General features: G+C 60.5%; 17 protein-coding genes. 7 read left to right on the plus strand and 10 right to left on the minus strand.

Features of this window, described 5'->3' with window-relative positions:
- Positions 1-15: 15 nt before the first annotated feature.
- Positions 16-780 (minus strand): hypothetical protein, encoded by a 765-nt coding sequence (locus J7447_RS14795; RefSeq protein WP_208984239.1) that lies wholly within the window; start codon positions 778-780, stop codon positions 16-18.
- Positions 781-872: 92 nt separating this feature from the next.
- Between J7447_RS14795 and J7447_RS14800 the strand changes: the two genes are divergently transcribed.
- The 5 genes from J7447_RS14800 to J7447_RS14820 all read left to right on the plus strand — a co-directional run bounded on the left by J7447_RS14800 (position 873) and on the right by J7447_RS14820 (position 5121).
- Entirely contained in the window at positions 873-1067 is a 195-nt protein-coding gene (locus J7447_RS14800; RefSeq protein ID WP_023003109.1) for a DUF6494 family protein, read from the plus strand.
- A 1-nt stretch (position 1068) separates the two neighbouring features.
- Entirely contained in the window at positions 1069-2178 is a 1110-nt protein-coding gene (locus J7447_RS14805; protein WP_209170058.1) for an Mrp/NBP35 family ATP-binding protein, read from the plus strand.
- Entirely contained in the window at positions 2175-2876 is a 702-nt protein-coding gene (locus tag J7447_RS14810) for a biotin/lipoate--protein ligase family protein (protein ID WP_055656245.1), read from the plus strand. Before J7447_RS14805 ends, J7447_RS14810 begins: the two co-directional genes overlap by 4 nt.
- A 4-nt stretch (positions 2877-2880) precedes the next feature.
- A complete protein-coding gene (locus J7447_RS14815) occupies positions 2881-3357 on the plus strand; it encodes a DUF6505 family protein (protein WP_209170059.1) in 477 nt (158 codons plus the stop codon).
- Positions 3358-3543: 186 nt separating this feature from the next.
- A complete protein-coding gene (locus tag J7447_RS14820; RefSeq protein ID WP_209170060.1) occupies positions 3544-5121 on the plus strand; it encodes a serine hydrolase in 1578 nt (525 codons plus the stop codon).
- Positions 5122-5143: 22 nt separating this feature from the next.
- On the opposite strand, the gene J7447_RS14825 is transcribed toward J7447_RS14820, so the two are convergent.
- Positions 5144-6022, minus strand: coding sequence for a PhzF family phenazine biosynthesis protein (locus J7447_RS14825; protein WP_209170061.1), 879 nt, complete (start codon positions 6020-6022; stop codon positions 5144-5146).
- 232 nt (positions 6023-6254) lie between these two features.
- Between J7447_RS14825 and J7447_RS14830 the strand changes: the two genes are divergently transcribed.
- Positions 6255-6773: a hypothetical protein gene (locus tag J7447_RS14830; RefSeq protein ID WP_023003103.1), complete on the plus strand. Its 519-nt coding sequence runs from the start codon at positions 6255-6257 to the stop codon at positions 6771-6773.
- Positions 6774-6867: 94 nt separating this feature from the next.
- On the opposite strand, the gene J7447_RS14835 is transcribed toward J7447_RS14830, so the two are convergent.
- Positions 6868-7941, minus strand: a complete 1074-nt coding sequence (locus J7447_RS14835; RefSeq protein WP_209170062.1) for an alpha/beta fold hydrolase — start codon at positions 7939-7941, stop codon at positions 6868-6870.
- Between the two features lie 134 nt (positions 7942-8075).
- Between J7447_RS14835 and J7447_RS14840 the strand changes: the two genes are divergently transcribed.
- A complete protein-coding gene (locus tag J7447_RS14840; protein WP_209170063.1) occupies positions 8076-9113 on the plus strand; it encodes an AraC family transcriptional regulator in 1038 nt (345 codons plus the stop codon).
- A 275-nt stretch (positions 9114-9388) separates the two neighbouring features.
- Here the strand turns inward: J7447_RS14840 and J7447_RS14845 are convergent, their stop codons facing one another.
- The 7 genes from J7447_RS14845 to J7447_RS14875 all read right to left on the minus strand — a co-directional run bounded on the left by J7447_RS14845 (position 9389) and on the right by J7447_RS14875 (position 17864).
- The gene (locus tag J7447_RS14845; protein ID WP_023003100.1) at positions 9389-10552 is read right to left on the minus strand and encodes an iron-containing alcohol dehydrogenase; all 1164 of its coding nucleotides are present in this window, start codon (positions 10550-10552) and stop codon (positions 9389-9391) included.
- A gap of 312 nt (positions 10553-10864) precedes the next feature.
- Complete coding sequence (locus tag J7447_RS14850) at positions 10865-12253, minus strand: aldehyde dehydrogenase family protein (protein WP_209170064.1); 1389 nt, start codon at positions 12251-12253, stop codon at positions 10865-10867.
- A 225-nt stretch (positions 12254-12478) separates the two neighbouring features.
- Positions 12479-13846, minus strand: a complete 1368-nt coding sequence (locus J7447_RS14855; RefSeq protein ID WP_209170065.1) for a glutamine synthetase family protein — start codon at positions 13844-13846, stop codon at positions 12479-12481.
- Positions 13847-13969: 123 nt separating this feature from the next.
- A complete protein-coding gene (locus tag J7447_RS14860; protein ID WP_023003097.1) occupies positions 13970-15019 on the minus strand; it encodes a TRAP transporter substrate-binding protein in 1050 nt (349 codons plus the stop codon).
- Between the two features lie 118 nt (positions 15020-15137).
- A complete protein-coding gene (locus J7447_RS14865) occupies positions 15138-16478 on the minus strand; it encodes a TRAP transporter large permease subunit (protein ID WP_023003096.1) in 1341 nt (446 codons plus the stop codon).
- The gene (locus J7447_RS14870) at positions 16478-17074 is read right to left on the minus strand and encodes a TRAP transporter small permease subunit (RefSeq protein WP_023003095.1); all 597 of its coding nucleotides are present in this window, start codon (positions 17072-17074) and stop codon (positions 16478-16480) included. The genes J7447_RS14865 and J7447_RS14870 overlap by 1 nt, the downstream gene beginning before the upstream one ends.
- The gene (locus J7447_RS14875) at positions 17067-17864 is read right to left on the minus strand and encodes an N-formylglutamate amidohydrolase (protein ID WP_209009322.1); all 798 of its coding nucleotides are present in this window, start codon (positions 17862-17864) and stop codon (positions 17067-17069) included. Before J7447_RS14875 ends, J7447_RS14870 begins: the two co-directional genes overlap by 8 nt.
- Positions 17865-17985: the final 121 nt, after the last annotated feature.

The raw sequence follows: 17985 nt of genomic DNA on the forward strand, positions 1-17985 counted from the left end.
CCGCATGAGACAAGATCACTGGTACTGTATGGGGGCTCCGAGGTCGGCCGGCGGAATGCGGGAAACGAACGCAAGGATCGCTTCGAGTTCTTCAAGCGTCATCTGCACCGGCACGATTGGCGATGGCCGGCTAATGTCGAAGGGTTCGGTAACGCCGTCGATCACCGTGAAAGCGGGATGCGGATTGAGGGCAAAAAACGCCTCAAACCGCATTTGCCAGTCGGAGAAACTGCGCATCACCGCGAAGGAAGGCGATGAACCGATGGTCGTAAGGCGCGTCGCCTCGTTGACCATATGGCACCGTCCGCAATGGAGAACGGCCAGTTCCTCACCCCGGATCGCATCGCCGGACAGGACGACCGGACCGTCGTCCTCCACCTGTTCGAGCGCTGCGGTGAACACCTGCTTGCCGTCCTCCTCGAAAGCATCAACCGTGCGCCTGCCGATATCCCCGGTCAGCCAGTCCCGAAAGCGGATCGCGTGTTCGTTTGTTTCCTCATGGGTCATGAGGAACCAGGTCTTGCCAAGTCCGGAGAACACGGCAACCCCGGAAGCGCCTTCCGAAAGACTGAGTTCGGAGGATTCCGTGTCACCCACAATTTCGATGCGGATCCCGGTCTTGAGCGAAAAGCGCGGCAGCAGATATTGGAGGAAGCCGGTTTCCGCAATCGCGTTCGGCACGCCCATCCGGAAAGACCGCGATTGCGCGATCCCCGGTTTATGGAACAGGATGCCCGCCGACAGGGCAACGGCAAGAAATATCAAGGCACGGCAGCCCACGCGCTCCTCCCTCACGTTGCTGGCCAGATCCGCTAGGGTAGGTTTCAATCGGGCGAGCCGTCAATGTGCGCCGCATTCAACAGGAGAATAAGATGAGCGAAGATTTCAACATGTCCATGCGCAAGTTCCTGAAGCAGGTCGGTGTGACCTCGCAGCAGGCCATCGAAAATGCGGTGCGCGAAGCAGGCCCGAATGCGGGAAAATCCTTCAAGGTGAAAGCTGTCGTAACGATCGAGGAACTCGGTCTCGAGCACGTGGTCACCGGCGAAATCGAGGGGCAGGACTAACGTGTCACTGACGCGCGAAACCGCCCTGTCGGTTCTGAAGACGATCAAGGATCCGGCCTCCGGCGAGGACATTGCCGCCTCGGGCATGATGCGGGCACTGCAAGTCAATGGCGGTACGGTCCGCTTCGTTCTGGAGATCGACCCGCGGCGCGTGGCCGAGATGGAAGTTCTGAAAAGCGAAGCGGAAACGAAGCTCGAAGCGCTGGAAGGCTGCGAAAGCGTTCAGGTGATCCTGACGTCCCATGCGGACCAGCCGACCGCACAGGCCGCCAAACCCGCAGCGCCCAAACCGTCCGAACCGCAGCCGATCCGGGCGAAACCGGCAGCACCGGGCGCAACCGGGCCGCAGAAGGTGCCTGGCATCGACCGGGTGATCGCGGTTGCCTCGGGCAAGGGCGGCGTCGGCAAGTCGACCGTGGCTGCCAATCTTGCTTGTGCGCTGGCCGCCGAAGGTCGCAAGGTGGGGCTTCTGGATGCCGACGTCTATGGTCCGTCGCAGCCCAAGATGCTTGGCATCTCCGGCCGGCCGACCTCGCCGGATGGCCAGATGATCCTGCCGCTGCGCAACCACGGCGTCACCATGATGTCCATCGGCCTGATGACATCTGGCGACGAGGCAGTTGCCTGGCGCGGGCCGATGCTGATGGGTGCTCTGCAGCAGATGATGACCCAGGTGCAATGGGGCGCGCTCGATGCGCTGATCGTCGATCTGCCGCCCGGCACCGGCGATGTCCAGATGACACTTTGCCAGAAGTTCGCCGTCGACGGCGCCATCATCGTTTCGACACCGCAGGACGTTGCCCTAATCGATGCCCGCAAGGGCATCAGCATGTTCGAACAGATGAAGGTTCCGCTTATCGGCATGATCGAGAACATGTCGACCCACATCTGCTCCAACTGCGGCCATGAGGAACACGTCTTTGGCCATGGCGGCGTTGCTGCGGAAGCGGAAAAGCTCGGTGTTCCCCTGTTGGCCGAAGTGCCGCTGCATCTCAACATCCGCCTTGCCGGCGATGGCGGCACGCCGATTTCGATCAAGACACCTGAAGCGCCGGAAGCTTCCGTGTTCCGTCAGCTCGCCCGAACTTTGATCGCGGAGGGCAATGCATGAGCGAAGTGCAGTTTCCGCCGCTTTTTCAGGGCGAGGCGCTGACCGGACAGGCAGACCCCTTCGAACGTGCATTGGCGCTTGCCATCACCGGCACGGATCCTGGAACAGTCATCTATAACCTTGGCGGGGAACGTCTGCGGGCGGCTCTGATCTTTGCGCCGGAAGTCCCGCTGGAGGAGGCCATGGCCATCCTGCCCGTGTGCGGCCTTGGCTTTCAGGCAGCGCTCGGCACGCTCGCCCCGCCGGAGGTGGCAGTCCATCTGGAATGGGATGGCCGGATTCGCGTCAACGGCGCGGTCTGCGGGCGCATGCGCGTCAAGGCGTCTACGCAGGATCCCGAGGCAACCCCGGACTGGCTGATCCTCGGCCTGGAACTCAGCATGACAAGCCGGAAATCAAACCCAGGCAAGGATCCTGACCGAACCTGGTTGTCCGAAGAAGGCTGCGGCGAGATTACCCCCGACCAGCTCCTGGAGTGTTGGGTGCGCCATAGCCTTTACTGGCTCAATCGCTGGCTGGACGACGGCCCGCGCCCCGTCCATTCCGACTGGCGCGGTCTTGTTCCGACGCTGGGTGAAACGGTGGAGGTTGACGGAACCTCCGGCACTTTCGTCGGTGTCGATGAAAATTTTGGTATGTTGCTGAGAACGGGTGAGGACACGACCTTGATCCCGCTTTCCAGCCGTCTTGAGGGATAACCGGATGAAACTCGCTCGTGCCATTCACCTGGATGACAGCGACCGCAACGTCTTCTTTTCCCCGGCTCGTACCGGCGAATGGTGCCTGTCCGGCGGCTTCGAGTTTTCCGACTGGACCGAAGCCGACCTGACCGGAAAGGCACGTCAGGCCTTTGCCAACGGCTGGCTGGGGCTGGAAACCTTCGGCAGAGCAACCTTCGTTGCCGTCACCCCGATCGAAGAAACCGAGCTTGCCACCCTCGCCGAGCGGCTTGCTCAGCATTTTGTCGACATTTACGGCGCACCTTCCGTGGAGGCGGCGCTTGGTGTTGCCCGTCAGGAGCTGGCCTATATGGTAGAGCTTTGCGAGGAGCATCCGGAAAACACGCTGATCGCCGTTCAGCGCGACCTGACCGAAGACGGTGTGCGCGAAGCCTTCAGAACCATTGCCGCGCCGGAAGCAAAACTGGATATGGTCGCCGTCCACGGCGACATCGAATAGCACCCGACCTGCCGGCCGGATGCCGTTCTGGAGCCGGCCACTTGCTTGTCTGCTCAAGACACGGTTGCTTAACCAAGAAGTTTCAACAAACCCGCATTACACGTCGTTAAGTTGATCTCTCAGGTGCGTTTCGCGCATCATGCATATGCTTGTTTTGATTTCAGTATCTCCCCAAGGAATTTGCATATGCCCCGGCACATACTCTCCCGCCGTCTGTTTCTCGGCACTGCGACCGCTGCACTGACTACACTGCCGCTGCGTGGGTTTGCGCAGGAGCTTTCTCCTGCCCAGACACCAGGCGTTGAAGCCTCGCCCGAGCAGATTGCAAAGGCAGTCGCGGAGCTTGACGCAATCGTGGCCGACGTGATGACGCGCAGCAAAATCCCGGGACTGGCCGTTGCCGCCGTTCATCGGGGCGAAACCGTCTATTCCAAGGGCTTCGGCGTGCGCCGCCTTGGCGGACCGGAAACCATCACACCGGACACCGTGTTTCAGCTTGCGTCCCTCTCCAAACCGGTGGGCGCGACCGTTGTTGCGAGCCAGGTCAGCAAGGGCGTCGTCGGCTGGGACAGCCGGATGCGTGAACTGTTGCCCTGGTTCGAATTGTCCGATCCCGACCGCACCGAAAAGCTGACCATAGGTGACCTCTACAGCCATCGCTCCGGTCTGCCGGACCACGCCGGCGACGATCTGGAAGACCTGGGTTACGACCGCAAGGAAATCCTGCAGAGATTGAAGCTTCTGCCGCTGGCACCTTTCCGGATTTCCTATGCCTATACCAACTTCGGCCTGACTGCCGCCGCGGAGGCCGTTGCCGAGGCTGCCGGCACCGACTGGAGCAGCCTTTCGGAAGAAGCGCTTTACAGGCCACTCGGCATGACGTCGACCAGCTCACGCTTTGCCGACTACATAGCAGCAAGCAACCGCGCCATCCCACACAGCCGAGACGGCGACGGCTTTGCTCCGCTGTACCAGCGCAAGCCCGATGCCCAGTCGCCGGCAGGTGGCGTCAGTTCGACCGCCAACGATCTGGCCATCTGGCTGAAGATGCTGCTTGCAGACGGCGCCCACGCGGGAACTCCGCTTATCGCACCCGAGGCGCTTCTGCCGGCCATCAGCCCGCAAAGCTTTTCGGATCGCCCCCACAGCCCCGATGCCAGGTCCGGCTTTTACGGTTACGGTTTCAATGTCGGCACTGATCCGTCCGGCCGTGTCCGGATCGGCCATTCCGGCGCGTTCCTGCTGGGCGCGGGCACCTGCTTTGCGATGATCCCCTCGCTCGGCCTGGGCATAGTCGTCCTCACCAATGCAGCCCCTGTCGGGGCAGCTGAAGCCATCACGGCCTCTTTCACCGACCTGGCACAGCTCGGCCACATCACCCGGGACTGGTACGGCGGATATTCGAGCAGGTTCGAAGGCTTCTACACCAAACGTGGCAGCACTGTCGGTCAGGACCGCCCGGCAGATGCCGGCCCGACGCCTCCGCAAGACCTTCTCACCGGCACCTATTCCAACCCGTATTTCGGCAAGGTCGAAATCAAGGCAGACGGCGACAAGCTGGTGCTGATGGCAGGACCGAAACAGATCCCCTTCCCGCTGAAGCCCTGGAGCGGGCCGGTAATGGTGTTCGATTTCGTCACCGAGAACGCGCCCGACGGATCCCGTTCGACGCTCGTCTTTGGCGATGTATCATCCGGTCCGGCCAAGTCGCTCGAGATCGAACTCTTCAGCGAGACGGGACCAGCGCTGTTCGAACGGGTCTGACGTCACACCGGCGCAGCGGGTTTCACAGGTGAAACTCGCCCGTCAACCTCAAGGCCGCATACCCACCGACAGAAACACCGGTGACTTCGCCGCCAGCCGTGTTCAGCACGGTTCTGACGATGCTTGGACGGCCCATCTCGAAGCCCTGCTCTGCGACCAGGACCGCCTGTCCGCCATTGCCAGGCAGAAGTTTTTGCGCCCGGAACAAGTGGCAGGCCAGCGCACCGTTGGTGGTACCGCTCGCCGCCTCTTCCGGATCGCCGACACCGTGGCAGAGATCCCGCAGGCGAACCTTAGCCTTGCCCAGACCACGCCCTGTCCGGCACCAGATGCCCATCGTGTCGATCAACCGTTCCTGGCTGAAACGGCGCAGCCCGTCATCATCCGGACGAAGGGTTGCCAGAGCATCGGTATCTGCCACTTCGATGAAAACATGCCGAAGGGCTGTCGAGGACGCCGCAACGCTGAGAACACCAGCCGGTTCCATGCCGAGCAGCGGAGCTATCTCGTCCGCGGTTGCCTCGTTCAATCCGAACTTCGGCAAAGGCTGGTGCATGGTGATGGCAGCGTCCGAGGCGACATCAACACCGATTTCCCCCGCGGGTGTTTCCTGAACATAGCTTCCAGGCCCAATCCGCCCGTCGGCCAGCAACGCCGCAAAAATCGCAACGGTAACATGGCCGCACATATCCATTTCCGCCCGGGTCGAGTGAAAGCGGACCTCGATCCTCTTGTCGGACTTCTGGCGGACAAAACCCGTCGTCGGGGCACCGATATCCGCAGCGATCCGCTGACGCGCGTCCGGCCACAGCGGCGTATCCTCAAAAACAACGCCGCCGATGTTGCCGCCTCGCTCATCGGCAGCAAAAGCGGCATAGAGGCGGACGGGCAACTTATCCATTTCGGCATTCTCACATTGTCGGCATTGCGAAGAGGGCGCATCCGATCATGCAAGAGGAAGTGTAGCAACAGCGCCGTCGCGTTATCCAAAGATTGGAAACAGCCGCTGCGAGGCGTCAATTTTTCATCACGAATTCGTCACGCAGGACCCTCGCCATTTTATTTCCATGTGATCGCATTCAGAGCCAAGTATCTGCCAGCAGAAGAGACAATCTCAGGAAAGTGATCCCGTCATGAATACGACTTCCAGCCAGGCCCAGACTGCCGGCACCCTGCCCGCCCTGAGTTTTCATACGCTCGGTCTGATGTTCATCTCGGGCTTCTTTGCAACCAACGCGTTCGACCTCTGGGGCCAGATCATCAGTCCGGCTTTGGGTTTCGCGACCCTTTCACCGCACGGCCTCGCAAAAAGCCTGCTTGGCAGCCTGGGTCTTCCGAACGGTGACTTCGGCGGATATTTCGTCCATTTCTACGCCGTCGGACTGATCGGCTACCCTGTCGGCTGGATGTTCATCTTCGCGCCGTTGTGGCAGCGCGTGGTCGGCAACACCCACTGGCTCCTGCCGTCGGCAATTTACGGTTTCGGTCTCTGGGTCTTCGCCATCGGCGGCATCACATCGGTCGCCGGCCTGCCCTTCTTCCTGAACTTCAGTGGCATCGTCTGGGTCGCCCTCGTTGGCCATGTTCTCTACGGCATCGTGCTTGTAGCAGTGCTGAAGCTGATCGAACGCAGCCAGGGCGCTTCATCCTGACACCTTGAGACGACCAGCAGCCTCCCACCCCCGAAAGCACGGGAGGCTGCAGTCCAGATGAGCAAAAAGCTCGATCGTGTCCCCGGCCAGGCCGTCAGTTTGCCGCCTTCAAATCTTCGCGGAAAGCCTCGACAATCATCTCGGCCATCTGATCGTGCAGCTCGGCACGAGACCTGCCGCCACCATCGGTGCACAGGCTGTCCGTCTCGCCGATGGATTTCATGAACGCAATCGCATCTTCCTTGCACACGGGCAGGAAGCTGAAATGAACGGCATCCTCGATGTGATCCAGATCGGCGTCTGGCGCAGCAGCGGCCAGATGCGCAGAACGCACACCGACATCGATCTGCCCTGCCACGCCAAGATTGAGGAAATGCAGCGGCACACCGACGCCCGCGAAGCTTTGCTCCTGAAAAGCAGCCGCCAGCGCCGGATCGACAGCAATAACAGACTTGATCCGGGCATCATGGCTCTTTTGTTCGAAAAGAACCTTGTCGACCGTCCGCAGATCAAACGGCTCGACCTTGATTTCCTCCCTGTCGACAAACGCCCTGCCGCCCATGAACCATTGGCAGTCCGGCATCTGCGGATTGGTGTCGCAATAGTCGACATAAGCCTCCAGACTTGCCGTTGCACCCACGCTTTCCAGAACGGCAGCGCCGCCAAGGGAAAAACCGAGCGCCCCGATATTTCCTCGATCGATTGACGCCGACCAGTCGGGATCGCCAATCAACTTATCGATCACCACGGAAAGGTCGTCCGTTCTTTGCCAGAGCTTCGGCGTATCTTCCGGCGTGGAATCGCCGCTGGTGGTGCCGGGGTGATTTGCACCGGCGACAATAAAACCTTCGCCGGCAAGTTCACTCGCGATCCAGGCCATCTTTTCGACTGACGCTCCCGACCCGTGCGAGAGCACGATCAGCGGATACATCCCTTCCGCCCTTGCGGCATCGGCCAATGCTGGCGTGCCTTCGAAGATCCTGTCATCGCCGATCAGCACCGCCTCCCCGACCGGCTTGGCCGGGTACCAGACCAGAACAGTGAGATCCTCGCCTCTGGCTTTCGAATTTACCGAGATCTCGCGAACACCCACCGGTTCCTGGGCCTTGGCTGGTGTGGTGACGGCCAGCGTGAGAACCAGCGGCAAGAAAAGAGATTGTATTTTCATGAGGGGTCTTTCAGTCAGTGGAGCAATGACCGAATTCTTGCTAAGGCCGTGATGGAAAGCGTCCTCTTTCACGATTCAGTCATGCCGGATCGCGATAAAGGTCCCCGCCATCGCCCCATCGAGGTGCCTTGCCCGTGCTGTTTGTTCCCCTGCCCTTCGTCAACGCGTTGCTTCTGGCGCTTGTCTTTGTGTTCCTGAAGAAAAGCAACGGAGCAACAGCCACACGCGCCTTCCTGATGCTGATTGCTCTGTGCTGCCTGCAATCCATCGTCCTGGGCCTGCGCTGGGGATATAACCTCGACGCTTTGCGCTTCGTGCAGCCGCTGCTGGCCGCTCTGCTTCCCCCTCTTGCCTATGAGAGCTTTCGCGGTCTCGTCGATCAGGCCGCGCCCGGACGGTTTCGCCTGGCAGCGGCGCCACTGGCCGCACTCGTCATTCTGGGTCTGATGCTTGCGGCGCCTATCTTGCTGGATAGTGCCCTGGTGCTGCTGTTCCTGGCCTATGCCGTGGCCCTGGCACGGATCGCCTGGCGCGGACCGGACGGCCTCGGACTTGCCCGTCTGGACGAAGCTGCCGCTGCCCACCGGGCCCTGTGGCTGGCCGCCTTCTGTCTGTGCCTGTCCGCCCTGTTCGATCTGGTGATCCTTTTCGATTTCGAACGCTCGGGCGGCAGCCATGCAGCCATTCTGGTCAGTAACGCCAATATTGTCAGCCTGCTGCTGATCGGTCTTGCTGCCCGCACGGCAGGCCATGCCCAGACGGAGACAAACACCGAGCCGGAACCCGCGGCCCAGACCGCCACCTCCGAAGACGCGGAAATCGTCGCGCGAGTCGACGCCCTGATGACGGCACAGCACCTTCATCGCGACGACACGCTCAACCTCTCAAGGCTGGCTCGCCGTGCCGGTCTGCCCGCCCGTCAGCTCTCGCAGGCCATCAACCGGGTGCGCGACATGAATGTCTCACGCTATGTGAACGATTTCAGGATCAAGGATGTCTGCACGCTGCTGCGCCAGGACGGCATCACGGTGACCGAGGCCATGTACCGGGCAGGTTTTTCGACCAAGTCGAACTTCAACCGCGAATTCCTGCGGGTGACCGGCATGACGCCGGATCAGTGGCGGAAGGCGGAGAGCCGCGATCTCGAACAGAAAGACCTAATGGCGCGCTGAGCGCCAGCAATGCACGCACCACCAACCTCATCCTGGGAACGATCAGAGCGACCTGAAGTGCAAAGGCTATGAGAGCGTGATCCGCGACGCAGCGAAGCGAAGACCAGGGATCGGAGAGCGTCAAAGCTGTCCGCGAACAATTCTGGGCCATCTGCAGGCCCCGCGGCACACCGGCCCGGCTTGGCTACGCTTGGCCGTGATTGCGAAAGATGGCCTGAAAAACAAAAAAAGGCGCACCGGTATCCGGTGCGCCTTCGAGGTCAAGGGGTCTTGCTTCAGACGGTACCCTGCTGAGCCTTGTCGAAGATTTCCAATGCGCCTTCCTTGGTCAGCGGAACCGGGTTGCCGCCTGCGGTCGGGTCGACAATCGCCATTTCGGCAATCAGGTCGCGCTTGCTGTCATCGACATTGAGACCGGCCAGCGTGTGCGGTACGCCGAGGTCTTCACGCAGTTTCAGGATCGCATCGAGCACACCCTGATAACCGCCGGCGATGCCAAGGAAACCGGCAAGCCGCTCGAATTTCTGTTCGATGGCGGGTTTGTTGAACTGCAGCACGTACGGCATGAAGACCGCGTTGGTCATGCCGTGGTGAGTGTCATAAAGCGCACCGACCGGATGAGACAGCGAGTGGATCGCTCCGAGGCCCTTCTGGAAGGCAACAGCACCCATGGCGGCGGCACTCATCAGGTGACCACGTGCTTCAAGATCGGACGCATCCGCAGCAACTTTCGGCAGGTTTTCAAACACCAGCCGCATGCCTTCAAGCGCGATGCCTTCGGACATCGGGTGATACATCGGTGCGGAATAGGCTTCCAGGCAATGTGCCAGAGCGTCCATACCGGTGCCGACGGTGATGAAGCGCGGCATGCCGACGGTCAGTTCCGGATCGCAGATCACGATGGCCGGCAGCATTTTCGGGTGGAAGATAACCTTCTTGGTGTGCGTCGCTTCGTTGGTGACAACACCCGCGCGGCCAACTTCCGAGCCGGTTCCGGCAGTGGTCGGCACCGCGACGATCGGCGCAATACCGGCCGGATCTGCACGGGTCCACCAGTCGCCGATATCTTCAAAGTCCCAAATTGGCCGGGTCTGGCCGGACATGAAGGCGATCAGCTTGCCTGCATCGAGGCCCGAACCGCCACCAAAAGCGATGACACCATCATGTCCACCGGCCTTGTAGGCGGCGACACCGGCAGCAATGTTGCTGTCGACCGGGTTCGGCTTGACGTCGGAAAAGACCGCAGCCTTAAGGCCGGCAGCTTCCAGGCTTGCAATCGCCTCTGCGACCATCGGCAGGCCGGCAAGGCCCGGGTCGGTGACCAGCAGCGGATTGGCCATGCCGGTGGCCTTGACCGCATCGGGAAGTTCCTTGATGCGGCCGGCACCGAAGCGAACGGAGGTCGGATAGGACCAATTGACGGAAGGAAGTGAGCTCATGGGTGTCTCGTTGTCTTGAAACTCAGGGTTCTGGTCGCTGCCACACCGACAAGGGAGGCAGTTACAAGTCTCGGCATTGCCTCTTGCACCCCTCTCCCCCCTTGCGGGGGAGATGTCAGCGAAGCTGACAGAGGGGGGTGACTGGGCTCTGCGTATATTCCGGTGCCTAGTTTCCCGAGGGGGTGGCACCCCCCCCTCTGTCTCCTTGCGGAGACATCTCCCCCTCAAGAGGGGAGAGGGGAGCAAGCTCAATCACCCTGCCCGATTTGGGACTAGGAAACTGGGCTCGCTCGGTCGTTTGTCAAACCGGCCTCAATGCTCCAGACGGAAGTGGAAAGACTTCGGTCGGGTCAGGTTGTGGAAGCCGATTTCGGAAAGAGCCGCGCCCTTGCCGGTGTCCTTGACGCCGGTCCAGACCAGGGCCGGGTCGAGATAGTCGCAGCGGTTCATGAACACGGTGCCGGTCTCGATCTTGTCGCCGATCTCGGCAGCGGCCTGAACGTCTTCGGTCCAGATCGATGCGGTGAGGCCATAGGGGCTGTCGTTCATGAACTGCAGCGCTTCGTCGTCGTCCTTCACCTTCATGATGCCGACGACCGGGCCGAAGCTTTCTTCGCGCATCACGGACATCTGGTGATTGACGTCCGTCAGCACCTGCGGCGCCAGGTAAGGCGTGCCTTCCTTGTCGGCTTCGAACTTGGAGGTATCGATGTGCGCCTTCGCGCCCTTGCGCAGAGCTTCTTGCGTCTGCTCGCGGATCCAGGCGGCAAAACGCGCCTGGGCCATCGGGCCGAGGGTGGTTGCCTCGTCCAGCGGATTGCCCAGCTTGTACTGGCTGGTCAGATCGACAAAGCCTTCGACGAAGCGGTCGTAGAGGCTTTCATGCACATAGACGCGCTCGATGCCGCAGCAGCACTGGCCGGCGTTGTAGAATGCACCATCGACCAGGTTCTCAACCGCATAGTTCAGGTCTGCGTCAGCCCGCACATATGCCGGGTCCTTGCCACCCAGTTCCAGGCCAAGCGTCGCGAAGGTACCGGCCAGCGCCTTTTCGATGGCACGTCCGCCGCCGACGGAACCTGTGAAGTTGACATGGTCGATCAGACCGGAACCGAGCAGTTTTTCCGTGCCCTGGTGGGTCAGGACGATGTTCTGGAAAACGCCCTTCGGCAGACCGGCAATCTCGAAGGCCTTGGCAAGGCGCTCACCGACCAGAAGGGTCTGCGCGGCATGCTTCAGCACGACCACGTTGCCTGCCATCAGTGCCGGCATGATGGTATTGATCGCCGTCATGAACGGATAGTTCCACGGCGCGATCACCATGACGATGCCGAGCGGCACGCGGCGCAGGTAGCGCTTGAAGCCCGCCTTGTCGGTGCGCTCCACATCGGCCAGCGCTTCAGCAGCGATCTTCGCGCAATATTCGGTGCGCTCGATGGTGCCACCGAGTTCGCCACCGAAACGGATCGGCCGGCCCATCTGCCAGGCCAGTTCGGGCACGACTTCTTCGTTCATCGCCTTCAGCGCTTCCAGCGCTTTGAGGCAATAGGCAACGCGTTCGGCAACCGGCACGGCAGCCCAGCTTGCCTGTGCGGTCCGTGCGGTGGAAACGACCCGGTCGACCGCGGCGTCGTCCAGCGCCGTGCGTTCGGCATAGACCGAACCGTCGATGGGGGAAATCAGCTTGATGACATCTGACATTTTGAACCTCTCAGAACCGCCTCTACGGACGGTTTGTTGAAAGTGGTTGGCTCCGATTTCTTGTTTTTCAGCACCCGCCTCCCTCATCCTGAGGAAGCGCGCGAGCGCTGTCTCGAAGGATGGGCCGCTTGTCCGGTGTGCCGCCCATCCTTCGAGACGGACCTAGTGGTCCTCCTCAGGATGAGGGGTAACCAAGCAGCTTGCCTTCTAGTGCTTCATCGCCTCTTACGCCCGCTCGAAGCCGCGGGCAATCTCGTAATCGGTGACCACGCGGTCGAACTCCTCCAGCTCCCATTCGGCGGCGCGGGAATAGTGGTCGATCACCTGGTCGGAGAACGCTTCACGCAGGAATTTCGACTTGCGCAGGGTCTCGCGGGCCTCGCGCAAAGTGTGCGGAATTTCCCTCGCCTTCTTGGCGTCGTAGACGTCGCCGGTGGTCGGAGCGTCGAGTTCCAGCTTCTCTTCCATGCCCTTGATGCCGGCAGCAATCTGAACCGCCAGTGCCAGATAGGGATTGAGGTCGGAACCGCCGATGCGGCACTCGACGCGAAGGCCCTTGGTGCCTTCGCCGCAGAGCCGGAAGCCGGCGGTGCGGTTGTCGACCGACCACACGGTCTTGGTCGGCGCGAAGGTGCCCTTCTGGAAGCGCTTGTAGCTGTTGATGTAGGGCGCCAGGAAATAGGTATAGTCCGGCGCATACTTGATGAGCCCGGCGATGTAGTGGCGCATGGTCTCGGACATGCCGTATTCGCCCTTGGCATCCACGAAGACGTTGTTGCCGTCCTTGTCGAACAGCGACTGGTGCACATGGGACGATGACCCGACGCGGGAATGATGCCACTTGGCAAGGAACGACGCGGAACGCCCTTTTGCCCAGGCAATTTCCTTCACCGCATGCTTGGCGATGGTGTGATATTCGGCCGTGTCGAGTGCCGGTGCATATTTGATGTTGAGCTCTTCCTGCCCGGCTTCGGCTTCACCCTTGGTGTTCTCGACCGGGATGCCGGCGGCATAGAGGTGATTGCGCACCGGGCGCATCACATCCTCTTCCTTGGTGGTCTGCAGGATGTGGTAATCTTCGTTGTAACCTGAAATCGGCTCCAGATCGCGGTAGCCGCCCTTGCGCATGTCCTCAAAGCTTTTCTCGAACAGGAAAAACTCCAGCTCGGTCGCCATGATCGGCGTCAGCCCAAGTTCCTCCAGACGCGCGACTTGCGATTTCAGCATCGCACGCGGCGAATGCGGCACTTCCTTGTGGGTGTGGTGATCGAGGATATCGCACATCACCATGGCCGTGCCTTCCAGCCACGGCACCCGCCGCAGGGAGGAAAGATCCGGTTTCATGACATAGTCGCCGTACCCGCCGGACCAGCTCGTCGCCGCATAGCCTTCGACCGTGTACATCTCCAGGTCGGTTGCCAGCAGATAGTTGCAGCAATGGGTCTCGTGATAGGCACTGTCGACGAAATGCTGGGCGTGGAAACGCTTGCCCATCAGCCGTCCCTGCATGTCGACGATACAGGTCAGCACCGTGTCGAGCTCGCCGGATGAGACGAGAGACTTCAGTGCATCAAAGGTCAGGTTGCCAGGCATTTTACGGTTGTTCCAGGTTGAGCGGTCGAGAATTTAATTCCGAAAAATCCCGGTCCGGAGGGGTCGCTCCGGACCGGCAGATCTGACCGTGCCTGCCGATGGCCGGCACGGTCCGGGTTTCTATCAGGAATAGCGGTAAGGCCGGCCGGCCTTCTTCATGTCCTGATTGTACTTCTTGAAGATCTCCACGACCTTTGCCTTGGTCGGGGATTCAGCTGCGATCTCGTCCCAGAAGGCCATGGCGGCTTCTTCAACCGTTGCCCATTCGGCGTCCGGAATGGAGGTCAGCTCCATCTTGGTGCCGTTGACGCGCAGGTTGGCTTCACCGCCCCAGTACCACCACTGGCGATAGTAGTGCGACGCATCCATGGCAAGCTGCAGCATGGTCTTCAGGTGATCGGGAAGCTCGTTCCAGCGCTCCTGGTTGGCGAAGAACGAACCAGCCCACGCACCCGAGATGTTGTTGGTCAGGAAGTAGTTGGTCACATCCGCCCAGCCGACGGTGTAATCCTCGGTGATGCCAGACCAGGCAATGCCGTCGAGTTCGCCGGTCTGAACGGCAACCTCGATGTCTTCCCACGGCAGGGTGACCGGCACGACGCCGAACTGGCTCATGAAACGGCCGGCTGTCGGGAAGGTGAAGACGCGCTTGCCTTCAAGATCCTTCAGAGAACGGATCGGGTCCTTGGTGGCAAAGTGGCACGGATCCCAGGAACCTGCGGAAATGTGCTTCACGCCAACCTTGGCGTATTCCTCTTCCCAGATTTCCTTCAGGCCGTACTGGTTGAACAGCACCGGCACGTCGAGGGAATAACGGGAAGCGAACGGGAAGTAGCCGCCAAAGACGGTGACTTCGGTCGGGGACGCCATGCTGTCGTCGTCCGACTGAACGGCATCGATCGTGCCCTGCTGCATGGCGCGGAACAGTTCGCCCGTCGGCACCAGCTGGTCGGCGGTGTAGAGCTCGATCACCATCTCGCCGTTGGCGGCCTTGTTGAAGGCATCGATATGCGGCTTGATCACGTGCTCGGCGAGCGCCGGACCGGCATAGGTCTGGAGGCGCCATTTGATCTGCGACTGGCCATGCACGGCCGGAGCCGCAAGGGTGGTCGCTCCGGCGGCGGCGGCAGTGCCGATACCGGCTTTTTTCAGAAACTCACGTCTGTTGGTCATCTCAAGTTCCCCTAAGTTTCACATTCAGCTAAAGCGGTGCGGCCGTTTTCCGGCTCTCGTAAGTCCGCGGTCCAACTCCGTTTTTCCTCCGGACGTTGTCTTCTTGTCCCGTTCCTCGCTACCTGCCGTAAACCAGATCCGGCAACCACAGGGCAATTTGCGGGAAAACCATGACGAGGACGAGCGCCAGGACCATCACCGCGACAAACGGCGTAATCGAACCGTAGATGTCGCGCATGCTGATTTCCTTGGGCGCCATCGCCCGCATCAAGAATAGATTGTAGCCAAAGGGCGGTGTCATGTAGGCGATCTGCGTGGTGATCGTGTAGAGCACCCCGTACCAGATCAGAACTTCGCCCGCCGGCATGCCCAGATCAAGGCTTGCGACCAGAGGCACGTAAAGCGGTGCCACGATGACCAGCATCGCCGTATCGTCCAGGAAGGTGCCCATCACCAGGAAGGACAGCTGCATCAGGATCAGGATCATCCACGGCGACAGGCCGAGCTGTTCGGTGAAGAGGCTCTCGATGGCCTTGACCGCGCCCAGACCGTCAAACACCGCGCCAAACCCGAGGGCGGCAAGGATGATCCACATGAACATGCACGAAATGCCGAGCGTGTTCTTCAGGCAAAGCTTCAGGATATCCCAGGTCATCCGGCGACGGATGATGGCAGCCACCAGGGCGGCCAGAGCACCAATGGCCGAGCTTTCCACCAGGCTGGTGTAGCCCTTGACGAACGGTACCATCATCACCGCAAAGATGATGATCGGCAGGATGCCTGCCAGAAGCAGATGATATTTCTCGTCCTTGGAGGCGTCGCGCTCTTCTTTCGTCAGCGCAGGGCCGAGTTCAGGTTGGATCTTGCAGCGGATCGCGATGTAGACGACGAACATGGCTGCCATCATCAGACCAGGAACGACCCCCGCCAGCCAGAGCTGGCCGACAGGAGCGCGCGCGATCATCGCATAAAGCACCAGCACCACGGACGGCGGCACCAGAATGCCAAGCGACGACCCGGCCTGGATTACCCCCGTGACCATCCGTTTGTCGTATTTTCGTTTCAGGAGTTCCGGCAAGGCGATGGTCGCACCGATGGCCATGCCGGCAACCGACAGACCGTTCATGGCGGAAATCAGGACCATCAGCAGGATCGTGCCAATAGCCAGACCGCCATTGAGCGGGCCCATCCACACGTGGAACATCTTGTAGAGGTCGTCGGCGATCTTGGTTTCCGACAGCACATAGCCCATGAAGATGAACATCGGCAGCGTCAGCAGCGGATACCACTTCATCAGCTTCATGGCCGCGGAGAAAGGAATGTCGCCACCGCCAGTGCCCCAAAGGGCCAGAGCGGCGATTGCGGCAATGCCACCGATAGCGCCGAAAACGCGCTGCCCCGTCAGGAGCATCAGCATCATCGACGAGAACATCAGGAGAGCGATCATCTCGTATGACATCAGAGCGTCTCTCCCTTGATCAGGGCGATATCCTTGATGAATTCCGAGACGGCCTGCAGCAGCATCAAAACAAATCCAATGATCATTATGAGTTTGACCGGCCAGAGATAGGGCCGCCAGGCCGTCGGGCTGCGCTCGATATAGCCGAGCTTTTCAGCTGCCGCGTCAGGACCACCGGTGATGAAGGAAACGAACAGGTCCCACCAGAAGCTGAGCGAGTCCTTGCCGAAATAGCCAAGCGAGTACGCCGTGGAATTCAGCGCGCCATAGAGCAGCACACCGAGATAGAACATCAGCAGCAGCACCGTGAAGGCATCGAACCAGGCCTTCTTCTTGGCGCTCCACTCGGCATAGAACAGATCCATGCGCACATTGGAGCCGAGCTGTATGGAATAGGGCCCGCCCAGAATGTAATAGGCAACCATCGCGAACTGGGCGACTTCCAGTGTCCAGAGCGATGGATTGAAGAAGGTCTTGGAGATCGACGACCACAGAAGGATCGCCGCCATGACGAAGACCCCCCACATGATTATCTTGCCGAGACCCCGATTGAAGCCGTCGACGATGCAGATATAGACGCGGGCCGCCTTAAGCATGGGCTTCTCCCTGCGTCTGCCCGCCAACGGCTTGCGCGGCGTGCTCCAGCAGGGGCGCCAGAAGATCGCTCCACTGCGCTTCTTCTGCCGAGGTCTTCACTTCGTCGTTGCGGATTTCAATCATCAGGCAAGGCAGCTTGCGATCCTCGCCGTGCCGACGGATTGTATAATAGACACCATCGGACGGAGCGTACGGCTCATTGTCTCCAACGGTCAGGCCACCCTTGGCCTTCAGGCCCTCCAGGACCGGATCCGCAAGACGCCGGTCCTTGTCGTAGATGAGGCCGATTTCCCAGGGACGGGACTGGCCCTTGTAGACCGGCGTGAACGAATGGATGGAGACCACCGCTGTCGGCAGCCCGCGCTCGAGACGCTGGCTGATCACATTGTCGATGGCGTCGTGAAACGGCCGGTGCGCAAGGTCCAGACGGAAGGTCTTCTCATCGGCCGACAGGTCCTGGTTGCCCGCAATCTTGGTGGTTTCGCTGAGGCACGGGATCAGGTCAGGCCGGTTTTCCTCACGATTGCAGTCGATGATCAGGCGCGAGACAGTGGTATGCACCAGCGGCGCATCAAGGCTCTTGGCCAGCCCCCTGGCAACGCCGAGCGCTCCCGGGTCCCACGCGATATGCGCAATCTTGTCCGCATCGGTAATCCCGAGCGATGTATCGTAGGGGGGCGGAAAGAAGTTGGAAGCGTGATCGCAGACAAAAACGAAAGGCCCCGCTCCCTCCGCATTTTCAACGGCGACAGCCCGAGTCATTCCTCCGGTCTGGGGATTCGAACCCATTCCCTACTCCCTGAAAGATCGGCCCTGCATTTTGTAATGTTTATTACAGGATTGCCGACTTAACTAACTTCTGTAATATTTGATACGCAGATTGCAGCGGCTGTCAAATGAAATTCAGTGC

The organism is Labrenzia sp. R5_0 (genome assembly GCF_017743835.1).
GTDB lineage: Bacteria > Pseudomonadota > Alphaproteobacteria > Rhizobiales > Stappiaceae > Roseibium > Roseibium algicola.

Bases quoted from the DNA above. Each gene is read 5' to 3' on its own strand.
- J7447_RS14860 (WP_023003097.1), bottom strand. From the start codon at position 15,019: ATGACCAACAGACGTGAGTTTCTGAAAAAAGCCGGTATCGGCACTGCC.
- J7447_RS14875 (WP_209009322.1), bottom strand. From the start codon at position 17,864: ATGGGTTCGAATCCCCAGACCGGAGGAATGACTCGGGCTGTCGCCGTT.
- J7447_RS14825 (WP_209170061.1), bottom strand. From the start codon at position 6,022: ATGGATAAGTTGCCCGTCCGCCTCTATGCCGCTTTTGCTGCCGATGAG.
- J7447_RS14865 (WP_023003096.1), bottom strand. From the start codon at position 16,478: ATGTCATACGAGATGATCGCTCTCCTGATGTTCTCGTCGATGATGCTG.
- J7447_RS14855 (WP_209170065.1), bottom strand. From the start codon at position 13,846: ATGCCTGGCAACCTGACCTTTGATGCACTGAAGTCTCTCGTCTCATCC.
- J7447_RS14830 (WP_023003103.1), top strand. From the start codon at position 6,255: ATGAATACGACTTCCAGCCAGGCCCAGACTGCCGGCACCCTGCCCGCC.
- J7447_RS14800 (WP_023003109.1), top strand. From the start codon at position 873: ATGAGCGAAGATTTCAACATGTCCATGCGCAAGTTCCTGAAGCAGGTC.
- J7447_RS14850 (WP_209170064.1), bottom strand. From the start codon at position 12,253: ATGTCAGATGTCATCAAGCTGATTTCCCCCATCGACGGTTCGGTCTAT.
- J7447_RS14870 (WP_023003095.1), bottom strand. From the start codon at position 17,074: ATGCTTAAGGCGGCCCGCGTCTATATCTGCATCGTCGACGGCTTCAAT.
- J7447_RS14815 (WP_209170059.1), top strand. From the start codon at position 2,881: ATGAAACTCGCTCGTGCCATTCACCTGGATGACAGCGACCGCAACGTC.
- J7447_RS14845 (WP_023003100.1), bottom strand. From the start codon at position 10,552: ATGAGCTCACTTCCTTCCGTCAATTGGTCCTATCCGACCTCCGTTCGC.
- J7447_RS14820 (WP_209170060.1), top strand. From the start codon at position 3,544: ATGCCCCGGCACATACTCTCCCGCCGTCTGTTTCTCGGCACTGCGACC.
- J7447_RS14810 (WP_055656245.1), top strand. From the start codon at position 2,175: ATGAGCGAAGTGCAGTTTCCGCCGCTTTTTCAGGGCGAGGCGCTGACC.
- J7447_RS14835 (WP_209170062.1), bottom strand. From the start codon at position 7,941: ATGAAAATACAATCTCTTTTCTTGCCGCTGGTTCTCACGCTGGCCGTC.